Origin of the sequence: Ferrovibrio sp. MS7, from assembly GCF_038404985.1 — a bacterium.
Taxonomy (GTDB): domain Bacteria; phylum Pseudomonadota; class Alphaproteobacteria; order Ferrovibrionales; family Ferrovibrionaceae; genus Ferrovibrio; species Ferrovibrio plantarum.
The window spans coordinates 636,855-656,702 of sequence record NZ_JBBKBA010000001.1 but is presented as its reverse complement, the minus strand read 5'-3'; the positions used below and the strand labels follow the sequence as shown (position 1 = coordinate 656,702).

At 65.5% G+C, this 19,848-nt stretch carries 20 protein-coding genes; 11 read left to right on the top strand and 9 right to left on the bottom strand.

Annotation, left to right across the window (positions count from 1 at the left end; all coding sequences use genetic code 11):
- Positions 1-143 precede the first annotated feature (143 nt).
- Positions 144-539: a GreA/GreB family elongation factor gene (locus V6B08_RS03025; RefSeq protein ID WP_341977978.1), complete on the top strand. Its 396-nt coding sequence runs from the start codon at positions 144-146 to the stop codon at positions 537-539.
- 17 nt (positions 540-556) lie between these two features.
- Here V6B08_RS03025 and V6B08_RS03020 read toward each other — a convergent pair whose 3' ends face one another.
- Positions 557-2,242, bottom strand: coding sequence for a methyl-accepting chemotaxis protein (locus V6B08_RS03020; protein ID WP_341977976.1), 1,686 nt, complete (start codon positions 2,240-2,242; stop codon positions 557-559).
- Between the two features lie 28 nt (positions 2,243-2,270).
- Positions 2,271-2,567, bottom strand: a complete 297-nt coding sequence (locus tag V6B08_RS03015; RefSeq protein WP_341977973.1) for a hypothetical protein — start codon at positions 2,565-2,567, stop codon at positions 2,271-2,273.
- A 209-nt stretch (positions 2,568-2,776) separates the two neighbouring features.
- On the opposite strand from V6B08_RS03015, the gene V6B08_RS03010 reads away from it, so the two are divergent.
- The 4 genes from V6B08_RS03010 to V6B08_RS02995 all read left to right on the top strand — a co-directional run bounded on the left by V6B08_RS03010 (position 2,777) and on the right by V6B08_RS02995 (position 7,461).
- Positions 2,777-3,169 carry an MAPEG family protein gene (locus V6B08_RS03010; protein ID WP_341977971.1) on the top strand — a complete coding sequence of 131 codons (393 nt, stop codon included), beginning with the start codon at positions 2,777-2,779 and terminating at the stop codon, positions 3,167-3,169.
- A gap of 2 nt (positions 3,170-3,171) precedes the next feature.
- Positions 3,172-3,762 carry a TetR/AcrR family transcriptional regulator gene (locus tag V6B08_RS03005; protein WP_341977969.1) on the top strand — a complete coding sequence of 197 codons (591 nt, stop codon included), beginning with the start codon at positions 3,172-3,174 and terminating at the stop codon, positions 3,760-3,762.
- A gap of 92 nt (positions 3,763-3,854) precedes the next feature.
- Entirely contained in the window at positions 3,855-5,837 is a 1,983-nt protein-coding gene (locus V6B08_RS03000) for an alkyl/aryl-sulfatase (RefSeq protein WP_341977967.1), read from the top strand.
- Between the two features lie 25 nt (positions 5,838-5,862).
- A complete protein-coding gene (locus tag V6B08_RS02995; protein WP_341977965.1) occupies positions 5,863-7,461 on the top strand; it encodes a GMC family oxidoreductase in 1,599 nt (532 codons plus the stop codon).
- A gap of 7 nt (positions 7,462-7,468) precedes the next feature.
- On the opposite strand, the gene V6B08_RS02990 is transcribed toward V6B08_RS02995, so the two are convergent.
- Positions 7,469-7,867, bottom strand: a complete 399-nt coding sequence (locus V6B08_RS02990; RefSeq protein ID WP_341977963.1) for a response regulator transcription factor — start codon at positions 7,865-7,867, stop codon at positions 7,469-7,471.
- 111 nt (positions 7,868-7,978) lie between these two features.
- Here V6B08_RS02990 and V6B08_RS02985 point away from each other — a divergent pair, with 111 nt between their 5' ends.
- A complete protein-coding gene (locus tag V6B08_RS02985) occupies positions 7,979-9,475 on the top strand; it encodes a PAS domain S-box protein (protein ID WP_341977961.1) in 1,497 nt (498 codons plus the stop codon).
- A 154-nt stretch (positions 9,476-9,629) separates the two neighbouring features.
- Positions 9,630-11,102, top strand: a complete 1,473-nt coding sequence (locus V6B08_RS02980; RefSeq protein WP_341977959.1) for a CHAD domain-containing protein — start codon at positions 9,630-9,632, stop codon at positions 11,100-11,102.
- Between the two features lie 117 nt (positions 11,103-11,219).
- Here V6B08_RS02980 and V6B08_RS02975 read toward each other — a convergent pair whose 3' ends face one another.
- Entirely contained in the window at positions 11,220-11,834 is a 615-nt protein-coding gene (locus V6B08_RS02975; RefSeq protein WP_341977957.1) for a PA14 domain-containing protein, read from the bottom strand.
- Between the two features lie 114 nt (positions 11,835-11,948).
- Positions 11,949-12,797, bottom strand: coding sequence for an exodeoxyribonuclease III (gene xth / locus V6B08_RS02970; RefSeq protein ID WP_341977954.1), 849 nt, complete (start codon positions 12,795-12,797; stop codon positions 11,949-11,951).
- 36 nt (positions 12,798-12,833) lie between these two features.
- Here xth and V6B08_RS02965 point away from each other — a divergent pair, with 36 nt between their 5' ends.
- The gene (locus V6B08_RS02965) at positions 12,834-14,138 is read left to right on the top strand and encodes a pentapeptide repeat-containing protein (protein ID WP_341977952.1); all 1,305 of its coding nucleotides are present in this window, start codon (positions 12,834-12,836) and stop codon (positions 14,136-14,138) included.
- Here the strand turns inward: V6B08_RS02965 and V6B08_RS02960 are convergent.
- The 4 genes from V6B08_RS02960 to tsaD form a co-directional block, all read right to left on the bottom strand.
- On the bottom strand, positions 14,135-14,479 hold the full coding sequence (locus V6B08_RS02960; protein ID WP_341977950.1) for a Rieske (2Fe-2S) protein: 345 nt from the start codon (positions 14,477-14,479) through the stop codon (positions 14,135-14,137). The two genes, V6B08_RS02965 and V6B08_RS02960, sit on opposite strands and share 4 nt — an antisense overlap.
- Before the next feature lie 105 nt (positions 14,480-14,584).
- Complete coding sequence (locus tag V6B08_RS02955) at positions 14,585-14,998, bottom strand: EVE domain-containing protein (RefSeq protein ID WP_341977948.1); 414 nt, start codon at positions 14,996-14,998, stop codon at positions 14,585-14,587.
- 3 nt (positions 14,999-15,001) lie between these two features.
- Positions 15,002-16,000, bottom strand: a complete 999-nt coding sequence (locus tag V6B08_RS02950) for an NAD(P)H-dependent glycerol-3-phosphate dehydrogenase (RefSeq protein WP_440588809.1) — start codon at positions 15,998-16,000, stop codon at positions 15,002-15,004.
- Positions 16,000-17,070: a tRNA (adenosine(37)-N6)-threonylcarbamoyltransferase complex transferase subunit TsaD gene (tsaD, locus tag V6B08_RS02945; RefSeq protein ID WP_341977946.1), complete on the bottom strand. Its 1,071-nt coding sequence runs from the start codon at positions 17,068-17,070 to the stop codon at positions 16,000-16,002. The genes V6B08_RS02950 and tsaD overlap by 1 nt, the downstream gene beginning before the upstream one ends.
- A gap of 17 nt (positions 17,071-17,087) precedes the next feature.
- Here tsaD and hemC point away from each other — a divergent pair, with 17 nt between their 5' ends.
- Genes hemC through V6B08_RS02930 form a run of 3 tightly spaced genes read left to right on the top strand, consistent with a single transcriptional unit; the run spans position 17,088 to position 19,848 of the window.
- Positions 17,088-18,029 carry a hydroxymethylbilane synthase gene (hemC, locus tag V6B08_RS02940; protein ID WP_341977944.1) on the top strand — a complete coding sequence of 314 codons (942 nt, stop codon included), beginning with the start codon at positions 17,088-17,090 and terminating at the stop codon, positions 18,027-18,029.
- Positions 18,029-18,745, top strand: coding sequence for a uroporphyrinogen-III synthase (locus V6B08_RS02935; protein ID WP_341977942.1), 717 nt, complete (start codon positions 18,029-18,031; stop codon positions 18,743-18,745). Before hemC ends, V6B08_RS02935 begins: the two co-directional genes overlap by 1 nt.
- Positions 18,742-19,848, top strand: coding sequence for a COG4223 family protein (locus tag V6B08_RS02930; RefSeq protein WP_341977940.1), 1,107 nt, complete (start codon positions 18,742-18,744; stop codon positions 19,846-19,848). The genes V6B08_RS02935 and V6B08_RS02930 overlap by 4 nt, the downstream gene beginning before the upstream one ends.

Below are 19,848 nucleotides of genomic sequence, written 5' to 3'. Positions count from 1 at the left end.
TGCATGCAGGCGATGCCGCCCCGGCGGCGCGCGCGTAAAAAACCCGCGCCCTCCGGGGCCTCCCACACACCAAACCAAAATTTCTCAATCCTGACGCCGCTGGGCATGCTCGCGCGCGTCGATCCGTATTTGGAGACACGACCATGATGAACTTCCTCAATCCGCTGCCGCCGATCACCATTGGCGATGAAGACTATAACCGCCTGCTGCCGCTGGCCGAGGCATTGGAAGGCGTGCAGCCGGCACTCGGCGGCATGCTGCTGGATGAGCTGGAGCGCGCCCAGTTGCAGCCGCAGGCGCAGCTTGGCCGCCAGGTAGCTGCCATGCACCGGCCGCTGCTGTTCGGCTATGGCGACCAGCGCCAGGCGCAGAGCGGCATGCTGGTCTATCCGGCGGAAGCCGATATTGCGCTCGGCCGCATCAGCATCGCCACGCCAGTCGGCGCGGCCCTGATCGGCCTTGCCGAAGGCCAGAGCATCGCCTGGCGCGGCGCAGACGGCGAGGAACGCCGCCTGACGCTGCACAAGGTGCTGGGCTAAGGGTACCGAGTTAAGTATCAGCGACTGACCTGGAAGAAGCCGACGAGCTGTGACAGCTCGTTGGCCTGGCCCGATAGCTGCTGCGCGGAGGCGTTGGTCTGCTCGACCAGCGCACCGTTGCGCTGTGTCATCTCGTCCATGCCGCCGACGGCGGTATTGACTTGCTCAAGACCCGTTGCCTGCTCGCGGCTGGCAGCGGCGATCTCGGCGACGATATCCGACACCTTCTTGATTGCCGACACGATCTCGCCAAGCCGGGCGCCGGTCTGATTGACCAACGTGGCGCCGGTTTTCACCTGGGCGTTGGAGGCGTTGATCAGCGCCTTGATGTCCTTCGAGGCATTGGCGGAACGCTGGGCGAGCGCACGCACTTCCTGCGCCACCACAGCGAAGCCCTTGCCGGCTTCGCCGGCACGGGCCGCTTCTACGCTGGCATTCAGGGCCAGCAGGTTGGTCTGGAACGCGATCTCGTCGATCAGGCCAACAATGTCGGAAATCTTGCGCGCGCTTTCCTCGATCTGCGTCACCGCCGCCACGGCCTCATTCACCACGCTGCCGCCAACTTCCGCCGTATCGCGCGCCGCCTGGCTGAGCTGGTTGGCGGCCTGTGCGTTGTCGGCATTCTGCTTCACCGTGGCGGTGATCTCATGCATGCTCGCCGCCGTCTCCTCGATGCTGGCGGCTTGTGATTCTGTGCGCTGCGCCAGGTCCTGGCTGCCTTCCGAAATCTCGGCGGCGGCGCTGCGCACCGCTTCGGCGCTATGCGCCAGGCGCTGGGCGAAATCGCGCAACACGCCGCCGGTGGCATTCAGGTCCTCTACGATAGTGCCAAAGCGGCCGCCGAACTTGCCGTCGATGCGGTGCCTCAGATCGCCCTTGGCCAGGGCGGCAGTCATGGCTGTTACTGCATTCATCACCTCGTCGGTGCGTGTCAGCAGGCGGTTAAGCGCCGTGCCGAAACGCCCGATCATGCCATCAAGCTGTGCCGTCTCGACGCGCTGCGCCAGATCGCCCTCGGCGGCGGCGGCCACTACCTGACCGATGGCGGCTTCGAACTTTGCTTCGCGCTCGGCCTGCTGCGTGGCAAAACGCTCACGCGTGCGGGCAGCCTCCTCCTCCATGCGGTTGCGTTCGGCGAGATTGTTCTGGGCTTCATCCAAAGCTGCCTGGCTGCGGCTGAACAGGCCATCCAGCACCATGCACAGCCAGATCAGCACGCTGCATTCCACCACCACGATCACGGCATGCAGCAGCACGCGCAGGATATTGCCGCCGCCGGGAAACACCGCGCTTGGCAGCAGCAGGTTGAGACCCAGGTGATGCACGGCAGTGAGCGTGGCGGCCAGCAGCACCACGCGCCAGTCGCAATAGGCGGTGAGGATGGCGAAGGCGGCGAAGTAATACATATGCACGTCGATCTGCCACGGCCCCGCGGCGGCATTGACCAGCAGCGACACCATGCCGACGAAGGCGGTGGCAACCACGTAGCGCGTGGCCGGCGCCAGCGGATCGCGGGCTGCAAGCAGCGTCGCCGCTATTGCCAGCAAGGCGGCCAGCACGGTATGCACGATCACGCCGGTACTGTTGAACCAGCCAAGCAGCCCCAGCAGCGGCACATGCAGCCACAGCCAGATCACGAAAAGCTTGCTGGCGCGGCGGCGCAGGTCATCCACGGCATCAATAGCAAGAAGGGAAGCGACCATGGCGGTATCCTTATGGCAATGGAATCAATTACGAAGATCGGGTGAAGCAACCGGCCAGCCAGCTTTCGGCATCGAGCACCAGCCAGGCGCCGCTGCGGTAGAGCGCGGCGGCCAGGCCGTCATCGCCCGCCACCAACCAGGAACCGGCGCGGCCTTCGGCAAGCGGCCGGCCATGGCCGGCGATGCGTGTCATCGCGGCGGTTGAATCGAGATGCGGCGGAAACAGCACCAGCAGCCGGTGCGATGCTGCCCCGTCGCGGACAGCCGTCGGTGCTTTCGGCAACACGGCATTGCCCGCCAGCGCCAGCAACGGCACAAGCGCCATAAAGACAATCAATAACCAGACCGGACGCATGAGTTTTTTGCTTCCTAGAACTGCGCCTGCGATCCCCCCCGGTCCCAGCGATTAGTGCCTTTGCCGGCGCGACGCAAAGGAAAAACGATGCTGCTGCGCGGCCATGGAGGTTTGTGCTATGTCATTCCACCAAGTCGCCGTGCTTGCGGTGGCGTTTACAACCAGAAGGGAGGCCGCCCATGCCACATACTTTCGCCATCACGCCGATCTATGGCGGCCTGCTCGGCCTGTTGCTGGTAGCCCTCACCTTCGCGGTGATCCGGCTGCGCGGGAAATTCAAGGTCGGCATCGGCGATGGCGGCCATCCGGCGCTGGCGCGGGCCTGCCGGGCCCATGCCAATTTCATCGAATATGTGCCGCTGGTGCTGATCCTGCTGGCGATGCTGGAATATCGCGGCATTCCGGCCTGGGCGCTGCATGGCCTGGGCGGTGGCCTGCTGGCGGGCCGGCTGCTGCATGCCTGGGGCCTGATGGGCAGCGAGAAAACCTCGTTCGGTCGCGCCGTGGGCATCGTGCTCACCATCGCCTGCCTGCTGATCACCAGCATCTGGCTGCTGGTGATCAGCCTCTGACCATGGCGGCGAAACCGAAGCGCGCCGCACCGCGCCAGAAGGACCCGAAGCGGGCGCTGCTGGCGGCGGCGACAAGGCTGTTCGCCCGGCGCGGCTTCAGCGGCGTATCGGTGCGCGATATTGCGCTGGCGGCCAAGGTCAACCATGGCCTGGTGCATCGCCATTTCGGCAGCAAGGAAGGCCTGCTGCGCGCCGTGATGCAGCACCAGGCCGATACCCTGGCGCAGGCCGCTGGCCAGGGCATTGCGCGCGGTGCGGCCCATGGCAGCCTCACCGAGGCCGTGTTCGCGGCGGCTGTGCAGGGCGATGCCTATTGGCGAATCCTGGCGCGGCAATTGCTGGATGGGGCCGATCCGCGCGAATTGCAGAGCGATTTTCCCACGCTGCGCCGCATCATCGAACACCGTGTCGCTGGCGGCCAGAAGCGCAACGAAGCGGCGCTGGACGTGGTGGTGCTGGCGGCAGCCGGCCTCGGCTTCCTGGTATTCGAACCCTTCCTGCGTGCCGCCGCCGGCTTCGAGAAACAGCCGCGCAGCATGCTGCCGCGCGCCTTCGCCCGCCGTCTCGGGGCCCTGGCGGAGCGCCGCGCCTGAATGCAGTTACCGCTTGCCGGGTATCCCGCCCCGGCTATACTGGGGCAAAGTGTAGTCAAATGACTACATCATATAACGGGAGGGGTGGGGTGATGCGCAAGGCAGCATTCTGTGTTGCGGTGCTGAGTCTGGTCGGTCTTGGTCATGATCTGCTGGCACAGCCGCAACAAGCGGAACGCCCGAAGCCGGCCAGCGAGCAGACGCTGCAGCGTAACAAGGCGATGGCAGCAGGCTTGCCGTTCTCCGACCAGCGCGATTTCGAGGAAGCCAAGCGTGGTTTCATCGCCGCGCTGGAAAATACCGAGATCCCGGGCAAGACCGCAGCGGTCGCCTTCTCGCGCAAATCCTATGATTTCATCGATGCCAGCGCGGCGGCACCGGATACGGTCAATCCCTCGCTATGGCGCCAGGCGCAACTCAACAATCTGCATGGCCTGTTCGAGGTCAAGCCCGGCATCTATCAGGTGCGCGGCTACGATATCGCCAACATGACGTTTGTCGAAACGCCGAACGGCTATATCGTGATCGACACGCTGCTGATCGCGGAAGCTGCCAAGGCCGGGCTTGAACTGCTCTACAAGCACCGGCCGAAAAAGCCGATCCTGGCGGTGGTCTACACCCACCCGCATATCGATCATTTCGGCGGCGTGCGCGGCCTGATCGACGAGGCGGATGTGAAGGCCGGCAAGGTGCGGGTGATCGCGCCGCTGCATTTCATGGAACATGCGGTGAGCGAGAATGTGCTGCTCGGCACCGCGATGACGCGGCGTGCCGAATACCAGTTCGGCATCGCGCTGGCGCGTGGGCCGCAGGGCCAGGTCGATACCGGCCTGGGCAAATCGGTTTCCGCCGGCGGCACCTACAGCCTGATCGCACCCACCGACCTGATCGAGCGCACCGGCCAGACGCTGACCATCGATGGCGTGCAAATGGAATTCCAGATGACGCCGGAAACCGAGGCGCCGGCCGAAATGAACATCCTGTTCCCGGATCTGCGCGCGCTCTGCCTGGCGGAAAATGTCACCGGCACGATGCATAATCTCTACACCCTGCGCGGCGCCCTGGTGCGCGACGGCCGCGCCTGGGCCTATTACATCGACGAGGCGATGCGGCTGTTCCAGGGCCGCGCCGATGTTGCCTTCGCCAGCCATCACTGGCCGCGCTGGGGCGAGGCACGCATTGCGGATGTGATGGAAAAGACCCGCGACCTCTACAAATTCATCCATGACCAGTCGGTGCGGCTGGCCAACCAGGGCCAAACCCCGGCGGAAATCGCGGAAAACATCAAGCTGCCCAAGGCGCTGGAGCAATCCTGGCATAACCGGGGCTATTACGGCACGCTGAAGCACAATGCCAAGGCGGTGTATCAGCGCTATCTCGGCTGGTATGACGGCCACCCGGCCCGTCTCGATCCGCTGCCGCCGGAGCAGGGCGCCAGGCATTACGTCGAATTCATGGGTGGTGGCGCCGCCTTGCTCAAGAAGGCCGAGGATTTCTATGCGCGCGGCGAATACCGCTTCGTGGCGGAAGTGCTGACCCACCTGGTTTTCGCCGAGCCACAGAACATGGCGGCGCGCAACCTGCAGGCCGATGCCCTGGAACAGCTTGGCTATCAGGCCGAATCCGGCGTGTGGCGCAATCTCTACCTGCTCGGCGCCCAGGAATTGCGCAACGGCCTGGCCAAGCTGCCCCAGGGCAGCACCGCCAGCCCGGATATCATCGCCTCGCTCGGCACCGATCTGATGTTCGATTTCCTCGCCGTGCGCATCGACCCGGAGAAGGTGGAGGGCAAGGACATTTCGGTCAACTGGCGCTTCACCGATACCGATGAGCAATTCCACATGTTCCTCAAGAACAGCGTGCTCAATCACCGCAAGGGCGTGCAGGCAGCGGATGCCAATGCCACCGTGAGCATGACCCGCGCCACTTGGAACCGCATCGCCTTGCGCGATCTCAGCCTGCCAGTGGCTTTGCTTACCGGCGATGTAAAACTGTCGGGCAATCCGCTCGCCTTCCTCGACCTGATGCGCCAGATCGAGCCACCGGGCGAGCGTTTCAATATCGTGACGCCGTAACCAAAACAAAATCCGGGAGGGGGCGATGTACGATTACGTGATTGTTGGCGGCGGCTCGGCCGGCTGCGTGCTGGCGCGGCGTTTGAGCGACGATGGCCGCAGCAAAGTCTGTCTGCTGGAAGCCGGGCCGCCGGACGATATCGTCGCCTGCCAATTGCCGATCGGCGCTGCCCTGTTCATGCCGGGACCGTGGCGCAACTGGGCCTTCAAGACCGTGCCGCAGGCGATGCTGGATGGCCGCCAGGGCTATCAGCCGCGCGGCAAGATGCTCGGCGGCTCCAGCGGCATCAACGCCATGATCTATATCCGTGGCCATCGCCGCGATTACGATGAATGGGGCCTGCCGGGCTGGGGCTGGGAGGACGTGCTGCCCTATTTCCGCCGCGCCGAGCGCAACCTGCGCCCCGATATCGATGCCGGTGGCGCTGCCGCTCTGCATGGCCGTGATGGCCCGCTGGCGGTTTCCGATATCCGCAGCCCGAACCGTTTTGCCGGCGATTTCCTCAAAGCCTGCGACGAGACGCAAATCCCCCGCAATGTTGATTTCAACGGCCCCGAGCAGGAAGGTGCAGGCTGGTTCCAGGTGACGCAGGAGAATGGCGAACGCTGCTCGGCAGCCAAGGCCTACCTGCCGCCAGACGTGCGGGCGCGGCCCAACCTCAGCATCGTCACCGGCGCGCAGGCGACGCGCGTGCTGCTGGAAAACCGCCGCGCCACGGGGGTGCGCTACCGCCTGCGCGGCCTCGATCTCGAAGCCCGGGCCGGCCGCGCCGTGGTGCTTTCCGCCGGCGCCTTCGGCTCGCCGCATCTGCTGCTGCTTTCCGGCATCGGACCTGCGGCGGAAATGCAGCGCCATGGCATCGCTGTGCAGCATGAGTTGCCCGGCGTTGGCCAGAACCTGCAGGATCATCTCGATTACCTCGAGCATTACCGCGTCGATTCCGCCGAATTGTTTGGCCATTCGCTGAAATCGTTGCCGGTGATGCTGAAGGCCTGGCGGCAATGGCAGCGCGAACGCAGCGGCATGCTGACCTCGAATTTCGCCGAAAGCGGTGCCTTCCTGAAAACCGAGCCGGGGCTGGAGCGCCCGGATGTGCAGCTTCACTTCGTCGTTGCCATGGTGGATGACCATGCCCGCAAGCAGCATTGGGGCCATGGCTATTCCTGCCATGTCTGCGTGCTCCGACCCTATAGCCGGGGCGAGGTCGGGCTCAGCTCCGCCGATCCCTTCGCGGCGCCGCGCATCGACCCGCGTTTCCTCACCGATTGCCGCGATGCCGAGACCTTGAAACGCGGCGCCTGGATGATGCGGCGGATCCTGCAGGCGCCGAGCCTGAAGGCGCATGGCCCGCGCCCGCTCTATCCGCTGCCCGAAAGCGATGCCGAACTGGAAACTGCGATCCGCGCCCGCGCCGATACGATCTATCACCCGGTCGGCACCTGCCGCATGGGCAAGGCCGAGGACCGCCAAGCGGTGGTGGATCCGCAGCTGAAGCTGCGCGGCCTGGATGGCCTCTATGTGGCGGATGCCTCGGTGATGCCCGGCCTGATCGGCGGCAACACCAATGCGCCGACCATCATGATCGCCGAGAAAGCCGCCGAGGCGATCCGCCAGGCAGCTTGATGGCTTTTCAGTCCGATTTGGCGGCGCCCGGCTTGGCTGTCGCCAGCGCGGCGGCCACGGCGGTGAGCAATTCCTGCCGCCGCACCGGCTTGCGCAGCATGGCATGGGCGCCGAGAAAGCCGCCCAATTCCAGCGCCATCTCGGCATTCATGGTGGAGCCGCCGCCCGACGTGACGATCACCGGCATGCCCGTGGCCGAGCGGCGCAGCGCGTTCAGCACCTCGATGCCGTCGCTCTGCGGCATCAGCACATCGGTGATCACCAGGTCGAAGGGCTCCTGCTGCAGCAGAGCCAGCGCCGCTTGGCCGTCACTGGCTTCGCGCACATTATGCCCTTCCGCCTCCAGCATGCGGCGCAACAGCAGACGAAAGTCCGCGTAATCGTCGACGACGAGTATCCGAGCCATGGTCACCCACCATGAAAAGTGCAGATACGGCGCTTTATGTGCAACTCATGGTCGTGATATTAGCCTAATTTTAGGAGAATTGCACCTAGCAAAGGCTGTAAGCTACCAACCATGCAAACAGAACAAGTCCTGCGCACAGTAATCGACACCATGATCGACGGGGTCATCCTGATCGATCATGGCGGTATTATCCAGCTATACAACCAGGCCTGCCAGAAACTGTTCGGTTATACGCCCGAGGAGGTGCTGGGCCAGAACGTCAAGATGCTGATGCCCACGCCCTACCGCGAGGAGCATGATGGCTATGTGCGCAACTACCGCGAAACCGGCGTGAAGCGCATCATCGGCATCGGCCGCGAAGTATTGGGCCGGCGCAAGGATGGCAGCGAATTCCCGTTCGAGCTGGCGGTGGCCGAAGCCACCCTGGATGACCGCCCGCTCTATATCGGCGTGATCCACGATATCACCGAGCGTCGCCGCGCCGAGGAAATGCGCGAGCAGCTGCGCCAGTCGCAGAAGATGGAAGCGATCGGCCAGCTCACCGGCGGCATCGCGCATGACTTCAACAATCTGCTGGCCGTGGTGATGGGCAATCTGGAACTGCTGGACATGCGGGTGTCCGACGATTTCAGCCGCCGCCTGATCGACCAGGCACTGCACAGCACCACGCGCGGCGCCGAACTGACCCAGCGCCTGCTGGCTTTCGGCCGGCAGCAGAATCTGCGCGCCAAGCGGCTGAATGCCAATGAACTGATTCTCAGCATATCGAGCGTGCTGCGCCATACCCTGGGTGATCCGGTTTCGGTGCGCACCAGCCTGGCACCCGGCCTGCCGGAAGTGGAGGTCGATCCTGGCCAGCTCGAGAATGCGCTGATCAACCTGGCGCTCAATGCGCGCGACGCCATGCCCAATGGCGGCAGCCTCACCATCCGCACGGCCTATTTGCGCCCCAGCGACGAGATGGCACGCAGCAGCGAGCATGGCTATGTGGTGATCAGCGTGACCGATACCGGCACCGGCATGAGCGAGGAAGTGCGCGCCCGCGTCTTCGAGCCATTCTTCACCACCAAGGAGATCGGCAAGGGCAGTGGGCTGGGCTTGAGCATGGTGCATGGCTTCATCACCCAGTCTGGTGGCCATGTACATGTCGACAGCGCCATCGGTCGTGGCACCGAGGTTTCGCTGCATTTGCCGGCGCTCGCGCCGGCCTCAGCCTTGGTGCAGAGCGAGAATGATCCCGGCGGGCCGACCATCCTGCTGGTGGACGATAATGCCGATTTGCGGGCCACGGTCAGCCTGCTGCTGGAAAGCATGGGTTATCGCGTGCGTGCCGTGGGATCGGGGGCTGCGGCGCTGGATATCCTGCAATCGGATACCAGTATCGCGCTGATGATTAGCGACGTGATGATGCCGGGCATGACCGGGCTGGAACTCGGCGAGCGCGCGCTGCGGCTGCTTCCGTCGCTGCCGCTGGTATTCATTTCCGGCACCGCCGATGCCGATATCCTGCGCAGTAGCTCGTTCCGCGACCGCTGCACCCTGCTGGCCAAGCCGATCCGCAAGCAGGCCTTGGGCGAATTGCTGACCAAGTTGCTGCGCCGGAGCTGACCGGGCAGGACAGCCCCGGTGTCACCGAATTGTCATTAAACGGAAACATTTACCCGCTGCGTTCCATGCCGTAGCGGGCAGAAATGTTAAATCAGCATAAGCCTTTGCGCTACGCGATTGAGACTCGCCGTTGGCCTCGCTAGAGTCCGCCGCCATGGCCGATACCCAGGAACCCGTTCCCCAAACCACGCTCTGCCTGGGGATTGCTGCCGATGATCTGGTGCGGCTGCGCCGGCATCCGCTGATCACCACCCTGCTCAAGGGCCGCGCCACCACGGTGCGGCGCGAAATCGCCCTGGTTGATACGGCACCCACTGAAGACGGCAGCCGTGCACTGATCCAGGCCGGCTGGCTCTGCCTCAATGAAGGCACTGAGCCGCATCTGCTGCCCTGGCGGGCCAATGCCGCGCCACTGCCCGATATCACCGCGCTGGGTGCGCTGGAAATTCTCGCCCAGGGCCGCGTCGAGCGCATCACGCTGCCGCTGGCTGAAGGCCGCCTGCTGCTCGAACGCCTGGATCTGGCGCGCGGCCGCCAGCGCCAGGCGATTGCCGTGCTGCGCTTCGAGGACATGCCGGCGGCGAAGGCTGCCGAACTGGCGCTGTCGCTGTGTCGCGATTTCAAGCCGCGCCTGCTGGGCGCATCCGCTGTGGTGCCGTTGGCCAGTGGGCTCGGCCTGATCGCGCCGGTGCCGGCGCGCGCCGGCGAAATCCCGCCCATGCTGCCGGAAACCGACAGCGCCATCGCCGCCGCCTGTGCCATCCTGCGCCATTGCCTGGCGCAGTTCGAAGCCAACATCCAGGCCGTGCTGCTGGGCCGCGACAGCGAAGGCGTGCACCAGATGCGCGTCGCCTTGCGCCGGCTGCGTTCGGCGCTGGATATTTTCAGCCCGATCCTGCCGCCAAGCTGGCTCGAAACACTGATCGCCGACCTGCGCTGGCTCAACGCGCCGCTTGGCAAACGCCGCGATCTCGATGTTTTCATCGAGGAGACGTTGCAGCCTTTGCGCGCCGCCGAGCCCGGCATCAAGGGCCTGGAGCATCTCCAGACCCTGCTTGATGCCCGCCGTCAGGCGGCGCAGGAAGCGTTGCTCTCCGCGCTGGCCTCGCCGCGTGCCGCGCAATGGCTGCTGCGGCTGCAACGGCTGGCGGCGGCGAGCGAGGCGGAAGCCCTCGCCCTGCTCGATCCGGCACAGCATGAAGCGGCATTGCAGCCCGCCATCGCCTTTGCCGCCGTCACGCTGCGGCAGCGCCGCCGCAAGCTCAAGAAACTCGGCGAACGCCATGGCGAATTGAGCGTGCCGGAACTGCACCGGCTGCGCATCCGCGCCAAGAAGCTGCGCTATGCCACGGAATTCTTCCGCTATCTCTTCGCCAAGAAGCCGGTGAAGTTTTCCGCCATGGCACTGGCCCGGCTGCAGGATACGCTCGGTGCGCTGAACGATGCGGCGGTGGGCGATGAACTGCTCGGCGGCATCCTCGGTGCTGCCGGCGAGGATGCGGCGGCGGCGGCCATCGCCGGCTGGTTCGCGGCACGCCAGAGCATGCAGCTCAGCCAGCTCGGTCCGGCCTGGAAAGCCTATACCGCGCTCAAGCCCTATTGGCGCGACGCCCTGCCGCAGGTGTGACGGTTTTCAATTACTCTTGTCATGCCCGTACTTGATCCGGGCATGACGAATGGAGATGAACAAAAAACACCCCCGGTTTTGCCGGGGGTGTTTTGCTTTAGCCGGATGGCCGAAAATTTACGGCATGTGCGAGATCGCGCTCGGCGGCAGGATGCTCGGCGCAGCGGCGCCCGGCGGCTGCCAGAAATAGGCGAAGGCCGCAGAGTCGCGCTTCTGGTAATACATGATCACGATCGGGTAATAGCCCGGCTGGGCGATGTCGATGAACTTCATCGGCGTGGTGCGCTCCGGATGTGGTTCCGGGTCATCGGAAACCATCACATTGCCGACCCAGGAGCGGCCGCCGTCGTTGGTGCGTGAAGCAAAGCCGTAACGGCCGGGCTTGTCGAGCAGCACATAGCCCTCGAAGCGGATGCCGTAGAAGATGTCGGTCTTGGCGTCGAAGACGCGGCCGCGCGACGATACGGCCTCAAGCTGCGTGATCGCCGGGCCGGGCGTGCCCTGGGCCTTGCCGCGCGTGCCCTGCGGCATGTTGTCGATATGGTCGTAGGTGCCGCTGTAATAGGTGGTGGCGAGGCCGGGCCTGAGCTGCGCGGCGCTGGGCTGCGGCGCGGCGATCTGCGGCGGGCCGCTATAGACGGCTTCCTTCTCGGTGGTGACGCAGCCGGCCAGGCCGAGACCCAGCAGCATTGCAGCGCTCGCGGCCAGCAGCCGCCGTTTTGCCCAGTTCATATTGCCCCCATCGGTGCCACTCTATGTGGTGTTTGTGTACGACGCGGGGGGAAGCCTAGCAGCGTGCCCGGAACTAGCCAAGCGCCCGAAGGGTGAAGCTTCAGCCGAGATCGCCTAGTCGAGATTCAGCGTCACCAGCACCGGGGCATGGTCGGAGGCCTTTTCCTGGCCGCGCATCGCCTTGGCCACCTGTGCCGCCTTCAGCCGCGGGGCGAGATCCTGGCTGACCCAGACATGATCGAGGCGGCGGCCCTTGTCGGCCTTCTCCCAGTCCGGCGAACGGTAGCTCCACCAGGAAAACAGTTTCTCACTGGCCGGCGTGAAATGCCGCACCGCGTCAACCCAGCCATGGCTGGCCTGGAGTTTCAGCAGCCCCTCGGTCTCGACCGGCGTGTGGCTGACCACGTCGAGCAACTGCTTGTGCGACCATACATCGCTTTCCAGCGGCGCGATGTTCAGGTCGCCTACCAGGATATGCTGGCGGCCCTTGGTCTTCAGCGCCTTCGACCAGGCAGTCATTTCCGCCAGCACATCGAGCTTGTGGGCGAATTTGTCATTTTTCGTCACATCTGGGATATCGCCGCCGGCCGGGACATAGAAATTGTGTATCACCGTGCCGTCGGCCAGCCGGGCTGCCACATGGCGCTTGTCATCGCGTCCGACGAGCTGCTTCGCCTCGGCCAACTCCAGCGGCATGCGGCCGAAAATCGCCACGCCGTTATAGCCCGGCTGGCCTTTTATCAACCGGTGGGCGTAGCCATGCTGGGCGAATAGATCATGCGGGAATTCATCATCCCGCACTTTAGTTTCCTGCAGGCAGAGAATGTCGGGATTGTACTGCCGCAGGAAGCTATCCATCAGCGCCAGGCGGGCGCGTACCGAATTGATATTCCAGGTCGCCAGGGTGAGCTGGCGCGGCGTGGTGGCGGTTTTCTTGCTCGGCACGGTTTTCTTGGCTGTCATGCTGGGGTCCGGACCCAAAAGCCATAGCAAATCCGCATGGCAGCCGCCAGCTTGGTGACCATTGGTTCAGCGCCAAAGCCGTGGCATAACAACCCTACTATGTGTGCCGCACCTGTTAACCCGCCGCGCGACGTGCAGGTCATGCTCTCGCGCCACGCCGCCTTTTTGGGCCGCCGCAACGACGGCGCACGGCTGCAATTGCGCGGCCAGCGGCTGGCCGGGTTCGTTCTCACCAAGCTGAATTTTTCCGATGCGGTGCTGCCCGGCTGCATTTTCACCAATTCCGATCTGCGCGAAACCGAATTCCGCCGCACCGATCTGTTCGGCGCCGATTTCGGCCGCTGCGACCTGACCGGTGCTGTATTCGACCGCGCCGACCTGCGTGGCGTCTATTTCGGCTCGGCCAAGATGCGCAAGGCGTCCTTTGCCCAGGCCGACATGCGGCCCGGCCAGTTCATGCGCACCAGCGCCGATGGCAAGAGCGAAAGCCGCCTCGTCGCTACCGACCTGACCGACGCCAAGATCGACGGCGCCGACTTCAAGGGCGCGCAGCTCGATCAGGCCAAGTTCGCCGTTGCCTCGGCCAAGGAGGCGAATTTCGCCACCGCCGAACTATATGCGGCGAATTTCTCCGGCGCCGATCTCACGGGCGCCAATTTCGCCGGTGCGCGGCTGAAAGATGCCAACCTGATGGGCGCCAAGGTGGACGGCGCCAATTTCGATGGCGCCGACCTGCGCGGCGCCAATTTGCGCAATGTCGATCTCACCAAGGCGAAGATGGGCAATGCCAAGCTGGAAGGCGCCATCTACCGCAAGAGCAGCGACCTGCCCGCCGATGTTGCCGTGAAGCTGGAGGCGCATAGCCAGTGGATCGCCTCGCAGGGCGCCACCGGCGAACGCGCGGTGTTCCGCGGCGAGGATCTGACGGGGCAGAATTTCGGCTCCTGCGACCTGCGCGCCGCCGATCTCTCCGGTGCCAAGCTCACCGGTGCGATCTTCGACGATGCGCAATTGCTGTTCACCGTGTTCACCGGCGCCAGCCTGCGCGGCGCGCGGTTCGACCATGCCGCTCTGCACGGCGTCGATATGTCACGCACCGATCTTTCCGGTGCCCGGCTGCGCGGTGCGCAATTCTTCGGCGTCGATATCTATGGCGTCGATGGCAAGCCGACCGGGCGGCGCATGCATCCCCAGCTTGCTGGCGCGGTGTTCCGCCAGGCTGATCTCACCGGCGCTGAATTCGAAGGCGTCGATCTGAGCCAGGTCGATTTCGGCGGCGCCATCCTCGATGCGGTGAGCTACCGCAACTGCGTCGGCGCGCCGGAACAGGCCGCCTCCTAAGCAGCCACCACCCAGCCGTCGTCGTCCAGCCGCACCGGGAAACGGGTCAGCGACCGGTTCTTGCACGGACCCAGAAAGCATTGCCCGGTCAGGGCATCGAACTGCGCGCCATGGGTGGCGCACATCAGCGCGCTTTTTTCGCGGGTGAAGAAGGCGCCGGGCCGCCAGTTCAGCGGCGTGCGCGCATGCGGGCAGACATTCTCATAGGCCAGCAACTGTCCCTGCCAGCGCAGCACGAACAGTTCGAACCGCTGCTTGCCCTCGCCAAAGCTGAATTCCTTGGCGCCGGGCTCTTCCAGCACACTGAATTCGATCAGCCGCGTGCCGGGTTCAGGGCGCATGGCTTGCAGCCCTGCTTGTCATTCCCGCGCAAGCGGGAATCCCATTGCGTCTTGCATGAAATGGGACTCTCGCTTGCGCGAGAGTGACAGAACTATTCATCCCCATTACGCCTTCACGCCGGCCATCTGGCAGAGCAGCTTCCAGCTTGGCGCGTCAATCGGCATCACCGAAAGGCGCGACTGCTTGATCAGCGGCAGATGCGCCAGTTTCGGCTCGTGCTTAATCTGCTCCAGCGTCACCGGCTTTTTCACCGGCATCAGCGTTTTCACATCCACCATGCCGAAGCGGCCGCTCTCGTCGGTCGGGTCGGGATAGTATTCCTTCGCCACTTCCACGATGCCGACGATCTGTTTTTCCTCCACCGAGTGATAGAAGAAGCAGCGGTCGCCCAGCTTCATCGCCTTCATGTTGTTGGCGGCCTGGTAGTTGCGCACGCCATTCCAGCTTTCCACGCCCTTCTTCACCTGGTCGTCCCAGCCCCAGGCGGACGGCTCCGATTTCATCAGCCAGTATTTCATTTTTCACTCCGTCTTGAGCGGGCGCGCCAGCAGCGCGGCGATTGTTGTGTCAATTGCGGCGCCTTGATGCAGGATGGCATGCACGGCGGCCGAGATCGGCATGTCGAGGCCAAGCCGGGCGCAGAGGCCATGCAGCGCGCGCGCAGTGAACTGGCCTTCGGCGATGCTGCGCTTGCCGGCCTGATATTCCTGGAGAGTCTTGTCTTGACCAAGCGCCAGCCCGAGCGACAGGTTGCGCGATTGCGGCCCGGAGCAGGTCAGCACCAGGTCGCCGAGACCGGAGAGGCCCATCATGGTATCGGGCCGGCCGCCGAGCGCCTGGCAAAGCCGCGCCATCTCGGCAAGGCCGCGCGTGATCAGCGCGGCGCGGGCATTGTCGCCCAGTTGCCGGCCGATGACGATGCCACAGGCAATCGCCAGCACATTCTTCACCGCGCCGCCGATCTGCGCGCCGATGATGTCATCGCCGGCATAGAGCCGGAAGGTCGGCCGCGACAGGCGTTCGGACAGGGCCTGCGCCAGCTCGGTATTGGCACAGGCCAGCGTCGCCGCCGCTGGCAGGCCGCGCGCTACCTCGGCGGCGAAGGTCGGTCCGGTGAGCACGGCCAAAGGCGCGCCCGGCGCGGCTTCCTCGATCACCTGGCTCAGCAGCTTGCCGCTCTCGATCTCGATGCCCTTGGCGGTCAGCACCAGCGGTTTGCCCGCGCCCAGCAGGCCGGCATAGTGGCGCGCGGTCTGCGACGGCATCGCCAGCAGGATGGCGTCGCAGGCTTTCAGCTCATCCAGCGAAGCCGTGGCCTTGAGGCTATCCGGCAAGGCGATGCCGGGCAGATAGGGTTCGTTGCGCTTAGTCGCATTGATCTCGGCGGCGAGCCCGGCACCGCGCGCCCAGAGCACCGCCTCGCCCTTCTCGGCCGCCAATGCCGCCAGCGCCGTGCCCCAGGCGCCGGCACCCAGGATGCCAATACGGTGGAGGCCGATGCGCTTCATGCCTTGGTCCATCATGCTTTAGCGCCGGCGAAGGGCTTGGCTTCCGCTGCCGGATCCAGCGGCCAGCGGGCGCGGGCGGAGACGTCAAGGCCATCGGTGAGGCCACGGCGCAGGCGTTCCAGGCCGACCCAGGCGATCATGGCACCATTATCGGTGCAGAGCCGGGGCGGCGGCACGCTCAGGCTCATGCCGCTTTTTTCCGCGAGCTGGCGCAGGCTGTCGCGCAACGCCGCGTTGGCTGCCACGCCGCCGGCCACCACCAGATGACGGCCTTTCGAGCCGTGGATGCTGTCGAAGGCAGCGATGGCATGGCGCGTGCGGTCGATGATCACATCCAGCACCGCCGCCTGGAAGCTCGCCGCCAGATCGGCCTTGTCCTGTTCGGCAGGGCTATCGCCAAGGCTTTCCAGCACCAGGCGCACGGCGGTCTTGAGGCCGGAAAAGCTGAAATCGCAGCCCGGTTTGCCCTTGAGCGGGCGCGGCAGCGGAAACCGCTGCGCATCGCCCTGGCGGGCCAGCCGCTCAATGGCCGGGCCGCCGGGATAGCCGAGGCCGAGCAGCTTGGCGGTCTTGTCGAACGCCTCGCCCACGGCATCGTCGATGGTGGTGCCAAGCCGCTGGTAGCGGCCGACCTCCTCGACGGCGAGGAACTGGCAATGGCCGCCGGAAACCAGCAGCAGCAGATAGGGGAACGGCGTGTCATCCGACAGCCGGGCGGAGAGCGCATGGCCCTCCAGGTGGTTCACGGCGATCAGCGGCTTGCCGGTTGCATAGGCCAGCGCCTTGGCGGTCATCAGCCCCACCATCACGCCGCCGATCAGGCCCGGCCCGGCGGTGGCGGCGATGGCATCCACCTGATCCAGCTCGATTCCGGCGGATTTCAGCGCTTCGTCCACCAGGAAATCGAGATGCTCGATATGGGCGCGGGAGGCGATTTCCGGCACCACGCCGCCATAGGGCGCGTGTTCCCTCACCTGCGAAAACAGGCTATGGGAAAGGATACGGTCGGCCGGCGCCGCGTTGTCGCGCACCACGGCGCAGGCGGTTTCGTCGCAACTGGTCTCGATACCCAGAACAAGCATGGATTTGAGTTAGCATCATGATGGTCCCGCATCAAGGCAAGGCCCTGCTCACCATCGGCACGCGCGGCTCGCCGCTGGCGCTGGCCCAGGCGCATGAAACCCGCCAGCGCCTGCTCAGCGCCCATGCCGATCTGGCGGAAGCCGATATCGCCATCTCGATCATCAAGACCAGCGGCGACCGCATTCAGGACCGTGCACTGTCGGAAGCCGGCGGCAAGGGCCTGTTCACCAAGGAGATCGAGGAAGGGCTGCTGGATGGCAGCGTCGATCTGGCCGTGCATTCGATGAAGGACATGCCGACGCAGTTGCCCGCCGGCCTGATCATGGCCGCCTATCTGCCACGGGAAGACCCGCGCGATGTGCTGCTGGCGGCATCGCCCACCAGTTTCGATGATCTGCCGCGCGGTGCGGTGGTCGGCACCTCGTCGCTGCGGCGCAAGGCTTTCCTGCTGGCCCGCCGTCCCGATCTCGAGGTGGTGAATTTCCGTGGCAATGTGCAGACACGCTTGGGTCGCCTGGCGGAAGGCCGCGTCGCCGCCACCTTCCTCGCCCTGGCCGGCCTGCGGCGGCTGAATATCCTGCCCGGAGGCATGACCGTGCTGCCGCCCTCGGTGATGCTGCCGGCGGTGGCGCAGGGCGCCATTGGCATCGAATGCCGCGAGAATGATGCCCGCGTGCTGACGTTGCTCAAACCGCTCGACGATGCGCCGACGCGCCGCCGCGTCGAGGCCGAGCGCAGCCTGCTCGCCATCCTCGATGGTTCCTGCCGCACGCCAATTGCGGCATTGGCGGAATTGCAGGATGACGGCTCGATGCGCCTGCGCGCCGCCATCGCGCGGCCCGATGGCAGCGAACTGCTCGAAACCGAACGCCAGGGCCAGGATGGCGTGGCAATGGGCCAGGATGCCGGCGATGAATTGAAGCGCCGGGCCGGCCCGGATTTTTTCAACCTCCCCTGATGCGCACCCGGCTGCTGCTCACGCGCCCGGAGGAAGATGCCACAAGGCTGCGGCGCGATCTCGAGGCGCGCGGCTTCGCCATCGATACCGCGCCGCTGCTCAGCATCCAGCCGCTGCCGGCCCCATCACTACTCAATGGCGTTTCGCTCGAAGGCATTTCCGGCCTGCTCGTCACCTCGGCGAATGGCCTGCGGGCCTTCACAGCGCAATCGGCGCGGCGCGACCTTACGGTCTATGCCGTCGGCGAGGCCAGCGCGCGGGCGGCAACGGCGGCGGGCTTCGCCGAGGTGCAGGCGGCCGGCGGCGATGTGGCGAGCCTCGCCGCCCTGGTGCGGGAAAAGGCCGATCCGGCGCAGGGCGGTCTGCTGCATGTGGCGGGCGAAACGCTGGCCGGCGACCTCAAGGGCATGCTGGAGGCGGCCGGGTTCCAGGTCGCGCGGGTCACGCTCTACCGTGCCGAGGCCGCCACCACGCTCCCTGATGCCGTGTCTGACGCCTTGCAGCGGGGCGAATATGACGGCGTGCTGTTCTTCTCGCCGCGCACGGCGGCCACCTTTGCCAAGCTGGCCCAAAATATGGCATCCGGGCGCATCACGGCGTATTGTCTCAGTGCCGCCGTGGCCCAGGCCTTGGCCGATCTGCCCTGGCGGCGTGTGGCTGTGGCGGCTTCGCCCAGCGAGGCGGCCTTGCTCGCCCTGCTCGAAGAGGAGTCATGATGAGCGAGAAGCAGGACAAGTCCGGCGCCACCATCATCGATGCCGAAGTGGAGGCGTTGCCGCCGAAGCCGAGCTTTCTCGCCAAGCTCGGCCGCTGGCTGCTGCTCGGGCTGATCGCCGTGGCCTTCTGCGTCGCCGTTGCCGCCGGCTATCATTTCTATACCACGCAGTCTGCCCCTGTCGCGGTGAAGCCGGCCACCACCCCGCTTGGCGCGCCACCCCCTGTCGTCACGCTTCCCGCGCCCGTCACCCCGCCGGTTCAGGCACCCGCTGCCGATACCGCGAAATTGCAGGATCTGGAGCGCCGGCTCAGCGCCCTTTCCGCCAGCCTGGAGCGGCTGCAACAATTGCCGGGCAGCGCCGCCGATGCCGATCGTGTCGCAGCGCTTGAAGAAGCCGTGAAGGCGCAGGCGCAAGCCCAGACCAAGGCGATTGCCGATGCCGTCGCCGAAGCGCGCAAGAGCGGCGCGGAAGCTTTGCGGCTGGCTGAAGCCGCGATCACCGGGCAGGCGCAGTTCGATCAGAAACTCGCCGATCTCACTCGTGCCCGCGCCGCCGATCTGCGTCAGCCGGTGGCGTTGCTGCTGGCCTGGCAGAGCCTGCGCGACCGCGCCGCGCGCGGCAGCGGCTTCGTTGCCGAGGCCAATGCGGTGGCGCCTTTGCTGGGCGCCACGCCGCCGGCCGCGGTGCGTGAGGCTTTCACCGCCGTACAGGCTTTCGCAGCCTCCGGTGCGCCGACCGAAACGGCCCTGGCCGGCAGCTTCGCCTCCGTGATGGAAGCGCAGCAGAAGGAAGCGCTGCCGGCGACAGCCGATGATGCCGCGCAGAGCTGGTGGCAGCGCGCGCTGAATAAACTCTCCAATCTGGTCACCATTCGCCGCGTCGGCGGCGATGCGGCGGATGGCGGCAGCGATAAACTCAGCACCGCCGCTGGCCTTCTGGAACGCGGCGACCTTGCCGGTGCGCAAGCCGCACTCGAGGGCCTGCATGCCGGCGCGGCATTGACCGCTTGGCGCGGCGGCGCCGAGGCGCGGCTGAAACTGGACGCGGCGCTTGAGCGCATGCAGGCGGCGTTGCGCGACCATTTCGCCGCGGCGCCGTAG

Bases quoted from the DNA above. Each gene is read 5' to 3' on its own strand.
- V6B08_RS02995 (WP_341977965.1), top strand. From the start codon at position 5,863: ATGTACGATTACGTGATTGTTGGCGGCGGCTCGGCCGGCTGCGTGCTG.
- V6B08_RS03025 (WP_341977978.1), top strand. From the start codon at position 144: ATGATGAACTTCCTCAATCCGCTGCCGCCGATCACCATTGGCGATGAA.
- V6B08_RS02930 (WP_341977940.1), top strand. From the start codon at position 18,742: ATGATGAGCGAGAAGCAGGACAAGTCCGGCGCCACCATCATCGATGCC.
- V6B08_RS02950 (WP_440588809.1), bottom strand. From the start codon at position 16,000: ATGGACCAAGGCATGAAGCGCATCGGCCTCCACCGTATTGGCATCCTG.
- V6B08_RS03000 (WP_341977967.1), top strand. From the start codon at position 3,855: ATGCGCAAGGCAGCATTCTGTGTTGCGGTGCTGAGTCTGGTCGGTCTT.
- V6B08_RS02965 (WP_341977952.1), top strand. From the start codon at position 12,834: ATGGCAGCCGCCAGCTTGGTGACCATTGGTTCAGCGCCAAAGCCGTGG.
- V6B08_RS02955 (WP_341977948.1), bottom strand. From the start codon at position 14,998: ATGAAATACTGGCTGATGAAATCGGAGCCGTCCGCCTGGGGCTGGGAC.
- V6B08_RS02975 (WP_341977957.1), bottom strand. From the start codon at position 11,834: ATGAACTGGGCAAAACGGCGGCTGCTGGCCGCGAGCGCTGCAATGCTG.
- V6B08_RS02985 (WP_341977961.1), top strand. From the start codon at position 7,979: ATGCAAACAGAACAAGTCCTGCGCACAGTAATCGACACCATGATCGAC.
- V6B08_RS03005 (WP_341977969.1), top strand. From the start codon at position 3,172: ATGGCGGCGAAACCGAAGCGCGCCGCACCGCGCCAGAAGGACCCGAAG.
- V6B08_RS02960 (WP_341977950.1), bottom strand. From the start codon at position 14,479: ATGCGCCCTGAACCCGGCACGCGGCTGATCGAATTCAGTGTGCTGGAA.
- V6B08_RS03010 (WP_341977971.1), top strand. From the start codon at position 2,777: ATGCCACATACTTTCGCCATCACGCCGATCTATGGCGGCCTGCTCGGC.
- V6B08_RS02990 (WP_341977963.1), bottom strand. From the start codon at position 7,867: ATGGCTCGGATACTCGTCGTCGACGATTACGCGGACTTTCGTCTGCTG.
- V6B08_RS03015 (WP_341977973.1), bottom strand. From the start codon at position 2,567: ATGGCGCTTGTGCCGTTGCTGGCGCTGGCGGGCAATGCCGTGTTGCCG.
- hemC (WP_341977944.1), top strand. From the start codon at position 17,088: ATGATGGTCCCGCATCAAGGCAAGGCCCTGCTCACCATCGGCACGCGC.
- V6B08_RS03020 (WP_341977976.1), bottom strand. From the start codon at position 2,242: ATGGTCGCTTCCCTTCTTGCTATTGATGCCGTGGATGACCTGCGCCGC.
- V6B08_RS02980 (WP_341977959.1), top strand. From the start codon at position 9,630: ATGGCCGATACCCAGGAACCCGTTCCCCAAACCACGCTCTGCCTGGGG.
- V6B08_RS02935 (WP_341977942.1), top strand. From the start codon at position 18,029: ATGCGCACCCGGCTGCTGCTCACGCGCCCGGAGGAAGATGCCACAAGG.
- tsaD (WP_341977946.1), bottom strand. From the start codon at position 17,070: ATGCTTGTTCTGGGTATCGAGACCAGTTGCGACGAAACCGCCTGCGCC.
- xth (WP_341977954.1), bottom strand. From the start codon at position 12,797: ATGACAGCCAAGAAAACCGTGCCGAGCAAGAAAACCGCCACCACGCCG.